Source organism: Rothia koreensis (assembly GCF_004136575.1).
Classification (GTDB): Bacteria; Actinomycetota; Actinomycetes; order Actinomycetales; family Micrococcaceae; genus Rothia; species Rothia koreensis.
The window spans coordinates 66,138-79,166 of sequence record NZ_NOIQ01000009.1 but is presented as its reverse complement, the minus strand read 5'-3'; the positions used below and the strand labels follow the sequence as shown (position 1 = coordinate 79,166).

Here is a 13,029-nt window from a genome sequence, read left to right as displayed (position 1 = left end):
CGCCACCCCCACGCATCTCCACACCCGCCCGCCAGGGACCGCCTTCCCAGTAGCGCAAATCACATGTACTCTTGCTGGGAACGTAAACGAAACTGGTTCGTTAAATCGACACGCACGATGATTCGTCGACCGCCCGGCCGCTCCGCCACGGCAGGCGACGAACGAGAAAGTGAAGGACGCATGGCCTGGACGATGCCGGCAGAAACGGCGCCCCATGAGAGGACCTGGATGGCGTTCCCCAGTGAGGGGGAGACGCTGGGTTCCACGGAGGCCGAGCGCGAGGAGGGCTACGAGGCCTGGGCCGCCGTGGCTCGCGCGATTGCAGAGTTTGAGCCGGTCACCATGGTCGCCGACCCGTCGGAGGTCGGGCGTGCTCGACGCATGCTGGGCTCCGGCGTCGATGTGGTCGAAGCCCCGGTGGACGAATTCTGGATGCGCGACGTCGGGCCGACCTTCGTGCGGAATACCGAGGATCCGCAACGGATCGGGGCGGTCGACTGGATCTTCAACGGCTGGGGCGACAACGACTGGGCCCAATGGGAGAAATCCGCGGAATTGGGGCGGTTCGTCGCCGAATCCGCCGGCGTCGAGCGTGTTTCCTCCGTGCTGGTCAATGAGGGCGGCGGAATCCACACCGACGGCGAGGGCACAATCCTCGCGACCGAAACGGTGCAGCTCGATCCTCGCCGCAACCCGTACGCGACGCGGGAGAGGGTCGAGGCCGAATTCGCCCGGACACTGGGCGCGAGGAAGGTCATCTGGCTTCCCCAGGGGCTGACCAGGGATTACGACGAGTTCGGGACCAATGGTCACGTGGACATCGTCGCGACCTTCACGTCGCCGGCGACCGTTCTCGTGCACGATCAGCAGAACCCCGAGCACCCCGACCACGCGGTCTCCGCCAAGATCCGGCAAGCCCTCGAAGGCCAGGCCGACGCCGAAGGTCGGCCCCTCCGGATCCTGGATCTGCCAGCGCCGAGCCGACTCCATGACGATTTCGGCCCGGTGGACTGGAGCTACGTCAACCACTACGTCGCCAACGGCGCCGTGATCGCCTGCTCCTTCGGGGACGACGTCGCCGACGCCCGGGCGCGGGAGGTCTTGGGAGAGGCCTATCCCGGCCGCGAGGTCGTCTCCGTGGAGGCACGACCCATCTTCGATCGTGGCGGCGGGATCCACTGCATCACCCAGCAGCAGCCGTCCGGGGGTGACCTGGCGTGACGCGGATCGACGTCGTGGAAGCGGGGATCGCCGAACTGCGCGAGGCGATGACCTCGGGGCGGGCAACCTGCGAGGAGATCCTGGACGCCTACCTGGCGCGCGTCGATGCCTACGACGCCGCCGGACCCTCCCTGAATGCCGTGGTCGTGCGGAACCCGGAGGCCCGCGCGGAGGCTCGGGAATCGGATCGACGCCGTGCCCGGGGCGAGACCCTCGGCCCGCTGGACGGGATCATCTACACCGCCAAGGACAGCTACCTGGTTCAGGGGCTGACGGCGGCGGCCGGCAGCCCGGCCTTCGCCGATCTGGTCGCCCAGAAGGACGCGTTCACGATCGAGAGACTCCGGGCGGCAGGGGCGATCTGCCTGGGGCTGACCAACATGCCTCCCATGGCCAACGGCGGCATGCAACGAGGCGTCTACGGACGCGCCGAGAGCCCGTACAACGCATCGTGGCTGACCTCGGCCTTCGGATCCGGATCCTCCAACGGCTCGGGGACCGCCACCGCCGCCAGTTTCGCCGCCTTCGGGCTGGGCGAGGAAACCTGGTCGAGCGGGCGCGCCCCGGCGTCCTGCAATGCTCTTTTCGCCTACACCCCGTCGCGCGGTGTCATCTCGGTGCGCGGGAACTGGCCGCTGGTGCCGACCATGGACGTGGTCGTTCCCCACACGCGGACCGCTGAGGATCTCGTCGAGGTCCTGGACGTGATCGTCGCGGACGACGCCGATACCCGCGGCGACTTCTGGCGCGCCCAGGAGTGGATCCACATTCCTCGCGCATCCGAGATCAGGCCGGCGTCGTACCTTTCGCTGGCCACCGGAGACCCTGCCGCCGCGAAGCAACGACTCGATGGGGTGACCCTGGGCGTTCCGCGCATGTACATCAATGCCGACCCGGACGCGGGCACCGCGGAGAAACCGGGCATCGGCGGTTCGACCGGGCAGCGCATCGACACGCGTGCCAGCGTGATCGACCTCTGGGCCTCGGCGAAGGCCGACCTGGAGGCCGCCGGTGCGCGCGTCGTCGAGGTCGATTTCCCCGTGGTCACCAATTACGAGGGCGACCGACCGGGGGCGCCGACCATTCGCACCCGCGGCCTGGTGACGCCCGAGTACCTCGACCGGGAGATCCTCGACCTGTCCGCTTGGGCCTGGGACGACTTCCTCCGGGCCAATGGCGACTCCGCGCTGGACCGGCTCGACGACGTCGACGGCGCGCGCATCTTCCCGCACCCGGAAGGCGCCCTTCCCGACCGGTACGACGGTTTCGACGACGACATCGCCGAATACCCCGCGTTCATCAGGGAGAACCCGATCGAGTCCTTCCGAGACATCCCGGAGCTCGCCGACGGGGTGGCCGGCCTCGAAGAAACCCGAAGGATCGACCTCGAGGAATGGATGCAGGAGAACGGCCTGGACGCCGTCGTGTTCCCCGCAATGGCCGACGTCGCCCCGTCCGACATGGACGTGAACCCGGCATCCGCGGACCTGGGGTGGCGCAACGGCGTCTGGGTCGCCAACGGGAACCTGGTGATGCGTCACCTGGGGATCCCCAGCGTGACCGTCCCGATGGGAACCATGCAGGACACCGGCATGCCCGTGGGCCTGACCTTCGCTGGACGGGCCTACTCGGACACGGATCTTCTCGGCATCGGCCTCGCTTTCGACTCCTTGAGACCGCGCCGTACCTCACCGGCCAGGACCCCTCGCCTGCCGAACTGACCTTTCTGGGGCACAGGCCCCTTCATCCCTCGAATTCCCACACACGGGAGGAACTCATGCCCTCTTCATCCCAGCAGAGGAAGGATCCCGGGCGCTCGGACGGCGCCGGGGTCACGATCCACACGTCCACGTCCCCGATCGTCCGGCCGTCGACCCCCGACGTCACGATCATCGGTGGCGACGGGAAGAAACAGGCCAAGGGCCTGAGCGCGGCGAGCATCGGCCTGGTCGGGGCGACCGTCATCGGCGTCTCGACGATCGCCCCCGCCTACACGCTCTCCGGTGCGTTGGGCCCCACGGTCTCCGTGGTCGGCTTCCACCTTCCGGCGATCTTCCTGCTCGGCTTCATACCGATGCTGCTCGTCGCCCTGGGATACAGGGAGCTCAACTCCGCGATGCCGGATTCCGGAACCACGTTCACGTGGGCCACCAAGGCCTTCGGTCCCTGGGTCGGCTGGATGGGCGGATGGGGTCTCCTGGCCTCGACCGTCCTGGTGCTCTCCAACCTGGCGGGTATCGGCGTCGACTTCTTCTACCTCCTGCTCTCCCAGATCTTCCGGAACGACGCGATCGCCGATCTGACTCGCAACGTCCCTCTCAACGTCCTCACGTGTCTGGTGTTCATGGCCGGTGCGTGCGTGATCTCCTACCGCGGCGTCGAGGAGACGAAGCGTTTCCAGATCTTCCTGGTCAGCTTCCAGCTGCTCATCATGGTCGGATTCTCCGTGGTGGCCATCGTGCACGTGCTCAACGGCTCCGCCTTCGACGGCCACATGCCCAATATCGAATGGTTCAACCCGTTGGGCGTCGATTCCTTCTCCGCGTTCTCCGCGGGTGTTTCCCTCTCGGTCTTCATCTACTGGGGTTGGGACACGGTCCTGACGCTCAACGAGGAGACCGAGGGCTCCGACAAGACGCCGGGGCGGGCGGCTCTGCTGGTCATCGCCATCGTGGTCGTGCTGTACCTGTTGGTTGCCTGCTCGACCCTGGCCTACTCCGGCGTCGGAGACGGACGCCTCGGGCTGACCAACGGAGGAATCCAGGAGAACGTGTTCGCGGCGCTCGCAACGCCTGTGTTGGGCCCGCTGGGCATCCTGATGTCGATCGCCGTGCTGATGTCGTCGATCGCGTCCCTGCAGTCGACCATGGTCTCTCCCGCGCGGACGATGCTCTCGATGAGCTTCTACGGCGCCCTGCCCAAGGGGCTCTCCCGCATCCACCCGAAGTTCCAGACCCCCAGCACCGCCACGGTGACCTCGACCGTGGTCGCCGCGGTCTTCTACACGGTCATGAGGTTCGTGTCCGAGGACGTCCTGTGGGACACGATCTCCGCGCTCGGCCTGATGGTCTGCTTCTACTACGGCCTCACCGCCCTCGCGTGCGTCTGGTACTTCCGCAAGTCCTCACTCCGATCCGTGCGGACGGCGTTCAGTCAGTTCATCGGGCCCCTTCTGGGCGGGATCCTGTTGCTGATCTTCTTCGTGCGGACCACGATCGATTCCTTCGACCCGGCGTACGGTTCGGGGTCGTCCCTCTTCGGGGTCGGTCTGGTCTTCTACCTTGGTGCCGGCATGATCGTTCTGGGGCTCGTCGTCATGCTCGTGCTCTCCCGGAGGCTGACGTCGTTCTTCCGCGGGGAGGTCACGGTGGCTCCAGGGGCGGTCGACCGTGCGTAGCCGACTCGTTCCGCTGAGTGGCGACGCCGATCCGGAACGACGCTCAGGAGACCCCGAGGTGCTCCCGGAGTCGTTGCTCAAGTCCGTCGAGCATGCTCGGCAGGCCCAGATCGAGCGCTCGTTCGGCCGCGGCCGGACCGGAGACTTCCTCACGGTCGTGGTGGAGGCGGGCCATGACGGCGTAGTCCGTGCTCAGCTGCCCGGGATCGAAGATGTCGGCGGGTGCCGCCGCGTCGAGGGCGGTTCCGAGCAGGAAGGACTCGAGGGTCTCGATGACCCGCAGGACCTCCCCTTCGGGCCACCCGGCCCGGAGGAAGGCCTCCGCGACCGCTTCATACATCGCCAGTGTCTGGGGCGCCTCGGCAACCGGCGTCAGGGCCAGGGTCGCGACCACGTAGGGCTGGGCCGCGAAGGCGCGGAAGTAGGAACGCGCCCAGACTTCGGTGGCGGACCGCCACTCGGCCGGCGTCGACTCGACGTCGCCCTCCGTCGCGTCCTCGGTGCCGGTCAGGCGGGCCAGATCCTGGACGTCGATGCCGCGCACGACGTCGTCCGAAATCCTCGCGAACACCTCGTCCCGCGACTGGACGTGGTTGTAGAGGGACGAGACGGCCACGCCCAGGCGCTTCGCCAGCATGGTCATCGTGAAGTTTTCCCCGTGGGACTCGAGCAGTTCCCGGGCGGCCTGAACGATGGTCGTCGAACTCAGGATCGTCTGCGCGGGGCGACCCCGCTTCCTCGTCGCATTTTCCGTCACTCGGACGACCTTACCCGCGACGTCGCCCGGAAGCCCGGCACACAGCGGCATGCGGCATGCTTCACAAAATCTTCTGACATCGATACCATAAACGAAACGCATTCGTTTATCCGTTCCGACTTCTTGCGAAAGGTCCGATCATGAGCGCCAACCCCCACAATCCCCAGCAATCCGCCTGGCCTGTCCGCGAGTCCGACGTCGTCGTCATCGGCGCCGGCCCCTCCGGGCTGAGCGCCGCCCGGGAGCTGCGCAGGGCAGGCAAGTCGGTTACGGTGCTCGAGGCCCGCGAGCGCGTGGGCGGCCGCACGTGGTCGCGCGTCATCGACGGCGCCTTCCTGGAGATCGGCGGCCAGTGGATCTCGCCGGATCAGACCGTGCTCAGTGAGCTGGTCGAGGAGCTCGGTCTGACCACGTTCTCCCGGTACCGCGAGGGCGAGAACATCTATCGCGGACCGGACGGAAAGGCCAGGCGGTACACGGGTGAGATGTTCCCGGTTTCGGAAGAGACCGAACGAGAGATGGAACGTCTGATCGAGATCCTCGATGGGCTGGCGGCCGAGGTCGGCCCCTCGGAACCCTGGGCGCACCCCAAGGCGCGGGAGTTGGACACGATCTCTTTCCACCACTGGTTGCGCGAGCAGTCCTCGGACGAAGAAGCCTGCAACAACATCGGCCTGTTCATCGCCGGTGGCATGCTCACCAAACCGTCCCACGCGTTCTCCGCGTTGCAGGCCGTGCTGATGGCGGCATCCGCGGGATCCTTCTCGCACCTCGTGGACGAAGACTTCATTCTGGACAAGAGGGTCCTGGGCGGCATGCAGTCCGTGTCCCTCGCGATGGCCAGCGAGCTGGGGGAGGACGTCATCACGAGTCACCCGGTGCGCGTGCTCCGGTGGCAGGAGGGCTCCGAGTACCCCGTCCTGGTCGAGGCGGAAGAGTTCTCCGAGGATGGCGAGGCCAGCGGATCGGGCGTGGTGGTCCGGGCCAAGCGCGCCGTCGTTGCGGTCCCGCCGAACCTCTACAGCCGCATTTCTTACGTCCCGGCTCTGCCGCGCCGCCAGCACCAGCTGCATCAGCACCAGTCGCTCGGGCTGGTCATCAAGGTGCACGCGGTGTACGACACCCCGTTCTGGCGGGAGAAGGGCCTGTCCGGCACGGCGTTCGCCGCGGATGCCCTGGTTCAGGAGATCTACGACAACACCAACTACGATCCGGAGACCGGCGAGGAGGAATCGCGCGGCACGCTCGTCGGATTCATCTCGGACGAGAAGGCGGATCGCATGTTCGAGTTGTCCGAGGGGGATCGCAAGGAGGCCATTCTGTCCACGATGGCAGACCTGCTCGGCGAGGAGGCCAAGAACCCCGTGGTCTACTACGAATCCGACTGGGGATCCGAGGAATGGACCCGCGGCGCCTATGCCGCGAGCTACGACCTGGGCGGTCTGCATCGGTACGGCGCGGACCAGGCACAGCCCGTGGGGCCGATCCATTGGTCCTGCTCGGATCTCGCGGCCGATGGATACCAGCACGTTGACGGTGCAATCCGGATGGGGCAGAAAACGGCCGCGGATATCGTGGACTCACTATGAGATACATCGTTGGTTATTCCGCGGACCGCCGCGGCCGGGAAGCACTGAATCTGGGCGTTGCCCTTGGCCGGTCGATGGGTGCCGAATTGGATGTCGTCCTGGTGCTCAAGGCGGAGGACGCATACGCGGGTGCGCTGCGCGGTCACGGGAACTACGCCGAGCTGGTCAAGGAGCGGGCCAAGGAGTGGCTGCGTGAAGCGGCGGAATCCGTGCCCGCGGACGTCGTCGCCCGGTACCACCTCCGGCGATCGGTCAACGCCGCGACGGGGCTGATGGAGATGGCCGAATCCGTCAACGCCGGGGCCATTGTGGTCGGCAGCTCGTCCAAGAGCTCGTGGTTGTGGCACGGGATCGGTTCCGTGGACAACGCGCTCTTGCACAGGGCTCCGTTGCCCGTGATCATCGCGCCGCGGGGTTATGAGAACTCCATCGCCATCACCGCGATCGACTGTGCGGTCAGCCCCAAGGACGATTCGATCGGCCTGGTCGAGGAAGCCATCGCGACCCTGAACCGGACCGGCATCCCGGTCCGCCTGGTGTGCATGGTGGACGGGTCCGCTGAGGAGGACGAAGGCCGGGTCAAGGAAGCCGTCGAGGGACTCATCGAGGATTCGTCCCTCACGCCGGACGAGCCCGAGAAGCTGGAGGTCGTCGTCGGCCACGGCCGGGGCATCTCGGAGGCCGTCGAATCCCTGGACTGGAAAGAGGGGGCCGTTCTCATGGCAGGTTCCTCGAAACTGGCCCAGAAGGGCGAGCTGTTCCTGTCCTCGACCACGTCGAAGATCCTGGCCAAGCTTCCGATCCCCATCGTCGTGGTGCCCCGCGAATACCATCCCGGTCGCTACGGGTCCGAAGCCCAACCCTGGACGGGCCAGCTCAGGGCGATCGACCCGGATCGAGCCCGCAAGACCGGCAAATAATGTAATGAAACAAAAATTGATTATTGGTCAACTACGGTTGATGCCAGTCCCATAGAACACGCGAAAGAGGTACACATCCATGGCCATCGACGTCGATCGACTTCTGGCTCGAGTCCCCACGGGATTGCTGATCGGTGGCCAGTGGCGAGACGCCTCTGACAACTCGGTCTACGAAGTCGAGAACCCCGCGACCGGCGAAACCCTTGCGACCCTGGCCTCCGGCACGAGCGAGGACGCTCGGGCCGCGATGGACGCCGCATGCGAAGTGCAGGCCGGATGGGCGGCGACCCCGGCCCGAGAGCGGTCCGACATTCTGCGCCGCGCCTTCGACCTGGTCCAGGAGCGCAAGGAAGAATTCGCGACCCTCATGACCCTCGAAATGGGCAAACCGCTCGCGGAATCCCGCGGTGAGGTTGCCTACGGCGGAGAATTTCTCCGCTGGTTCTCGGAAGAGGCCGTGCGGGACTACGGTCGCTACGCCCCGACCCCCGAAGGCAACCTCCGGATGCTGACGGTGCGCAAGCCCGTCGGCCCGTGCCTGCTCATCACCCCGTGGAACTTCCCCCTGGCGATGGGTACCCGCAAGGTCGCCCCGGCCGTCGCCGCAGGGTGCACCATGGTCCTCAAGCCGGCCCGTCTGACCCCGCTCACCAGCCAGTACTTCGCGCAGACGATGCTCGACGCGGGGCTTCCGGCCGGTGTGCTCAACGTGGTCTCGGGCGCCTCGGCATCCGCGATTTCGAACCCCATCATGGAGGACCCGAGGCTCCGGAAAGTGTCCTTCACCGGTTCGACTCCCGTCGGCAAGCAGCTCATGGCGCAGGCCACGAACAACGTGCTCCGGACCTCGATGGAGCTCGGCGGCAACGCACCGTTCCTCGTCTTCGAGGACGCGGACATCGACGCCGCCGTCGAAGGCGCGATGGGCGCGAAAATGCGGAACATGGGGGAGGCCTGCACCGCGGCGAACCGATTCCTGGTCCACGAGTCGGTGGCCGAGGAATTCGGCCGCAAGTTCGCTGAGAAGATCGGCGCACTCGAGGTCGGCAACGGTCTCGAACCGGGAACCACCTGCGGACCCCTCGTGGAGAAGAAGGCACAGGAATCCGTGACCGCCTTGGTGCAGGACGCTACCGAGCGTGGCGCACGGGTCCTGGTCGGGGGGAAGCCCGGTCAGGGCGAGGGCTACTTCTTCGAACCGACCGTGCTTGCCGACGTGCCCCGGGATGCCAGGGTCGTCACCGAAGAGATCTTCGGGCCCGTGGCCCCGATCGTCACGTTCTCGACCGAGGACGAGGCCTACGAACTGGCCAACGCCACCGAATACGGACTGGCCTCGTACGTGTACACCCAGGACCAATCTCGCATGTTCCGGGCCTCCGACCACCTCGAATACGGCCTCATGGGCTTCAACGCCGGAGTCATCTCCAACGCGGCCGCACCCTTCGGGGGAGTCAAGCAGTCCGGCCTCGGGCGCGAAGGCGGAGCCGAAGGCATCGCCGAATACACCACGACCCAATACATCGGTATCAGGGACCCCTACGCGGGCCAGTAGCCCGCCCGGATCTCGTTCCGTTCTGTCCAGACCACCCCTGAAGAAGGAGCATCCATGGTCACCCGTCTCAAGAACTTCATCAACGGAGAATTCGTGGAGTCCGCCTCGAACGAGGCGCTCGACATTGTCAGCCCCGTGACCGGTGAGAAGGTCGCCGAGTCGCCCATTTCGACGCCCGAAGAGATCGACGCCGCGTTCGCCGCCGCAGCGGAAGCCTTCAAGAGCTTCAAGCGGACCACGCCCTCGCAGCGCCAGAAGATGCTGCTCGACCTTGCCGACGCGATGGAGGCCAACGCCGAACGGCTCGCTGACGCCCAGTACCGCAACACGGGGCAGCCCCGCGAGGCCATCACCTCGGAGGAAATCATCGGCGGTGCCGACCAGTTCCGGTTCTTCGCCGGAGCCGCACGCACCCTCGAGGGCAAGGGCGCGAGCGAATACGTGGAGGACCACACCTCGTACATCCGCCGCGAGCCCATCGGCGTCGTCGCCCAGGTGACCCCGTGGAATTACCCCCTCGACATGGCCGTGTGGAAGCTCGGTCCCGCCCTGGCGGCGGGCAACACGGTGGTGCTCAAGCCGTCGGACACCACCCCCGAGTCGACCCTGGTGCTCGCCGAACTGATCGCGGAGATCTTCCCGGCCGGCGTCGTGAACATCGTCCTGGGCGACGGCGCGGTCGGCGCCCAGCTGGTCTCGCACAAGACGCCGCAGCTCGTCGCCATCACCGGTTCGGTCCGGGCCGGTCGTTCGGTCGCCGAGGCCGCCGGCAAGGAACTCAAGCTGACCCACCTCGAGTTGGGCGGCAAGGCTCCGGCCATCGTCTTCGCCGACGCCGACCTCAAGCGCACCGCCCAGATGCTGACGGAATTCGGTTACTTCAATGCGGGCCAGGACTGCACGGCCGTCACGCGAGTGCTCGTCGAGGAATCCGCGGCCGAGGAATTCACTCGGCTCCTGGTCGAGGCGGCCAAGGCCACCAAGACCGGTTCGGAGAACGATGCCGACAATTACTACGGCCCGCTCAACAACGTCAATCACTTCGAGACCGTGATGGGCAAGCTCCAGAGCCTTCCCTCGCACGCGACGGTCGAGTGTGGCGGCAAACAGCTCGGTGACAAGGGGTTCTTCATCGAACCGACCGTGATTTCCGGTGTTCACCAGGATGACCCGATTGTCCAGGAGGAGACCTTCGCGCCCGTGCTGACGGTGCAGACCTTCTCCAGCGAGGAGGAGGCCCTCGACCTCGCGAATGACGTCGACTACGCCCTGGCCTCCTCGGTGTGGACCAGCAACCACGGGACGGCGATGCGCGTGTCCCGCGATTTGGACTTCGGCTGTGTCTGGGTCAACACCCACGTGGTGCTCGCCGCCGAAATGCCGCACGGCGGGTTCAAGGACTCCGGGCACGGCAAGGATCTGTCCTTGTACGCTGTTGAGGAGTACACCCGCGTCAAGCACGTCATGCACGACATCAGCGCGTAACCCATCCCCCTCGTCAGAAGGACCAAACACACATGTCAAACATCAGCTACCGTCTGCCGCAGGAAATTCGTCTGACCGGCGAATTCCCGGGCCCTCGCTCCGCCGAGCTCGCGGAACGTCGTGCCAAGGTGGTGCCGGGCGGTGTTGCTTCCTCCGTCCCTGTGTACGCTGCGGACGCTGACGGCGGCGTGATCGTCGACGTCGACGGCAACTCGTTCGCCGACCTCGGCTCGGGAATCGCCGTGACCTCGGTCGGCGCCTCGGCGCCCAAGGTCGTCGAAGCGGTGCAGGACGCGGCCTCGCACTTCACCCACACCTGCTTCATGGTGACGCCGTACGAAGGTTATGTGGCCGTTGCCGAGAAGCTCGCCGAAGTCACCCCGGGCGACTTCGAGAAGCGCTCGGTCCTGTTCAACTCGGGTGCCGAGGCCGTCGAGAACGCGGTCAAGGTGGCTCGCGCGGCGACGGGCCGCAACGCCGTCGTCGTTTTCGACCACGCCTATCACGGCCGGACCAACCTGACGATGGCGCTGACCGCCAAGGCCGCGCCGTACAAGCGTGGATTCGGCCCGTTCGCCTCCGAGGTCTACCGCGTCCCGATGAGCTACCCCTACCGGGAACCTGCTGAGATCGATGGCAAGGAAGCCGCGGAGCGTGCCATCCTCCAGATCGAGAAGCAGATCGGCGGCCAGGATGTCGCCGCCATCCTGATCGAGCCGATCCAGGGCGAGGGCGGGTTCATCGTCCCCGCCGAAGGTTTCCTGCCCCGTCTGGCCGAATGGGCCCGCGAGAACGGCGTCGTCTTCATCGCCGACGAGGTCCAGGCCGGCTTCTGCCGGACCGGCAAGTGGTTCGCCGTGGATCACGAGGGCGTGGAGCCTGATCTCGTGACCCTGGCCAAGGGAATTGCCGGTGGCATGCCGCTGTCGGCCGTCACGGGTCGGGCGGACCTTCTCGACGCCGTCGGCCCCGGCGGCCTGGGCGGCACCTACGGTGGTAACCCCGTCGCGTGCGCCGCGGCGCTGGCATCGATCGAGACCATGGAGGAGTGGAACCTCAACGAGCGCGCCACCGCGATCGAAAAGGCCATTCGCGGCGCGATCGAACCCTTGGTGACTGAGTCGGACATCGTCGGTGAGGTGCGTGGACGCGGTGCCATGATGGCGATCGAGTTCGTCGCCGACTCCGACTCCAAGACTCCGCACCCCTCCGCCGCGAAGGACGTCGCCGCCTACTGCCTCGAGCGCGGCGTCGCGATCCTGACCTGCGGCACCTACGGAAACATCGTCCGCCTGCTCCCGCCGCTGACCATCAGCGATGAGCTGCTCGACGAAGCCCTCAACATCCTGGTCGAGGGCATCCGGTCGGTCTAGCCCGACCCGCGGAGCCGTGCTGCGGCGCGGCGCGTACTGCGGTTGGCTGCGGCGCGCGGCGGTTCGCGGCGGTTCGCTCGCGGGAGCCGTCGTCGGTGTTCGGACCCACCCCATCAGGGGCTCCCGAACGCCGGCGGCGGCTCTTTTCTGTGTCGGCGTCGGGTCGCGTCCTGGCGTGATCCGGGGGCCGGCCGGGTTCTGTGCTCAGGTGTGGCTCGAGCCTCCGCGAGGTGGCAGTTTCGTGCAATTCCGCCCGCGAGGTGGCAGTTTTGTGCGGTTTTGGCCCGGTTTTTCGCACGAATCTGCCACCTCGACGCCGGGAACGCTCAGGATTGCCACCTCGCGCACGCTAGGCCCCGGCGCACGTCCGACCCCAGTCCACGCCCGCCGCACGCATTAGGGTCCACGCCCTAGTCAAAGCCCATATCCAGGGTGCGCGGTGCAGAGGAAACTGAAAGGCGCGTGAACGCGAGGCGGAAACCGCCCGGATCCGGCGCGAGGTGGCAGTTTCGTGCAATTCCGCCCGCGAGGTGGCAGTTTTGTGCGGTTTTGGCCCGGTTTTTCGCACGAATCTGCCACTTCGGCGCGGGGAACGCTCAGGATTGCCACCTCGGCGTGGGGAACGCACGGGATTGCCACCTCGGCGCGGGGAACGCTCAGGATTGCCACCTCGCGCGCACTCGGCCCCGGCGCACGTCCGACCCCGACCCCGACGCCGCCCCCCGACCCCGA

General features: G+C 66.7%; 9 protein-coding genes. 8 read left to right on the top strand and 1 reads right to left on the bottom strand.

Features of this window, described 5'->3' with window-relative positions; translation table 11 throughout:
• Positions 1 to 180 precede the first annotated feature (180 nt).
• Genes EWU68_RS08155 through EWU68_RS08145 form a run of 3 tightly spaced genes read left to right on the top strand, consistent with a single transcriptional unit; the run spans position 181 to position 4,618 of the window.
• Positions 181 to 1,221, top strand: a complete 1,041-nt coding sequence (locus EWU68_RS08155; RefSeq protein ID WP_129315631.1) for an agmatine deiminase family protein — start codon at positions 181 to 183, stop codon at positions 1,219 to 1,221.
• On the top strand, positions 1,218 to 2,942 hold the full coding sequence (locus EWU68_RS08150) for an amidase (protein WP_129315630.1): 1,725 nt from the start codon (positions 1,218 to 1,220) through the stop codon (positions 2,940 to 2,942). Before EWU68_RS08155 ends, EWU68_RS08150 begins: the two co-directional genes overlap by 4 nt.
• A gap of 56 nt (positions 2,943 to 2,998) precedes the next feature.
• Positions 2,999 to 4,618, top strand: a complete 1,620-nt coding sequence (locus EWU68_RS08145) for an APC family permease (RefSeq protein WP_129315629.1) — start codon at positions 2,999 to 3,001, stop codon at positions 4,616 to 4,618.
• A gap of 43 nt (positions 4,619 to 4,661) precedes the next feature.
• Here the strand turns inward: EWU68_RS08145 and EWU68_RS08140 are convergent, their stop codons facing one another.
• Positions 4,662 to 5,375, bottom strand: coding sequence for a TetR/AcrR family transcriptional regulator (locus EWU68_RS08140; RefSeq protein WP_162421490.1), 714 nt, complete (start codon positions 5,373 to 5,375; stop codon positions 4,662 to 4,664).
• 140 nt (positions 5,376 to 5,515) lie between these two features.
• On the opposite strand from EWU68_RS08140, the gene EWU68_RS08135 reads away from it, so the two are divergent.
• The 5 genes from EWU68_RS08135 (at position 5,516) to gabT (ending at position 12,297) form a co-directional block, all read left to right on the top strand.
• On the top strand, positions 5,516 to 6,964 hold the full coding sequence (locus EWU68_RS08135) for a flavin monoamine oxidase family protein (RefSeq protein ID WP_129315627.1): 1,449 nt from the start codon (positions 5,516 to 5,518) through the stop codon (positions 6,962 to 6,964).
• Positions 6,961 to 7,884: a universal stress protein gene (locus tag EWU68_RS08130; RefSeq protein WP_129315626.1), complete on the top strand. Its 924-nt coding sequence runs from the start codon at positions 6,961 to 6,963 to the stop codon at positions 7,882 to 7,884. Before EWU68_RS08135 ends, EWU68_RS08130 begins: the two co-directional genes overlap by 4 nt.
• 79 nt (positions 7,885 to 7,963) lie before the next feature.
• Positions 7,964 to 9,439 carry an NAD-dependent succinate-semialdehyde dehydrogenase gene (locus tag EWU68_RS08125; protein WP_129315625.1) on the top strand — a complete coding sequence of 492 codons (1,476 nt, stop codon included), beginning with the start codon at positions 7,964 to 7,966 and terminating at the stop codon, positions 9,437 to 9,439.
• A 54-nt stretch (positions 9,440 to 9,493) separates the two neighbouring features.
• The gene (locus EWU68_RS08120) at positions 9,494 to 10,924 is read left to right on the top strand and encodes a gamma-aminobutyraldehyde dehydrogenase (RefSeq protein ID WP_129315624.1); all 1,431 of its coding nucleotides are present in this window, start codon (positions 9,494 to 9,496) and stop codon (positions 10,922 to 10,924) included.
• Positions 10,925 to 10,956: 32 nt separating this feature from the next.
• A complete protein-coding gene (gene gabT / locus EWU68_RS08115; protein WP_129315623.1) occupies positions 10,957 to 12,297 on the top strand; it encodes a 4-aminobutyrate--2-oxoglutarate transaminase in 1,341 nt (446 codons plus the stop codon).
• Positions 12,298 to 13,029 lie beyond the last annotated feature (732 nt).

Excerpts from the sequence above, each read along its gene's own strand:
- EWU68_RS08135 (WP_129315627.1), top strand. The coding sequence starts at position 5,516 with ATGAGCGCCAACCCCCACAATCCCCAGCAATCCGCCTGGCCTGTCCGC.
- EWU68_RS08145 (WP_129315629.1), top strand. The coding sequence starts at position 2,999 with ATGCCCTCTTCATCCCAGCAGAGGAAGGATCCCGGGCGCTCGGACGGC.
- gabT (WP_129315623.1), top strand. The coding sequence starts at position 10,957 with ATGTCAAACATCAGCTACCGTCTGCCGCAGGAAATTCGTCTGACCGGC.
- EWU68_RS08130 (WP_129315626.1), top strand. The coding sequence starts at position 6,961 with ATGAGATACATCGTTGGTTATTCCGCGGACCGCCGCGGCCGGGAAGCA.
- EWU68_RS08120 (WP_129315624.1), top strand. The coding sequence starts at position 9,494 with ATGGTCACCCGTCTCAAGAACTTCATCAACGGAGAATTCGTGGAGTCC.
- EWU68_RS08125 (WP_129315625.1), top strand. The coding sequence starts at position 7,964 with ATGGCCATCGACGTCGATCGACTTCTGGCTCGAGTCCCCACGGGATTG.
- EWU68_RS08155 (WP_129315631.1), top strand. The coding sequence starts at position 181 with ATGGCCTGGACGATGCCGGCAGAAACGGCGCCCCATGAGAGGACCTGG.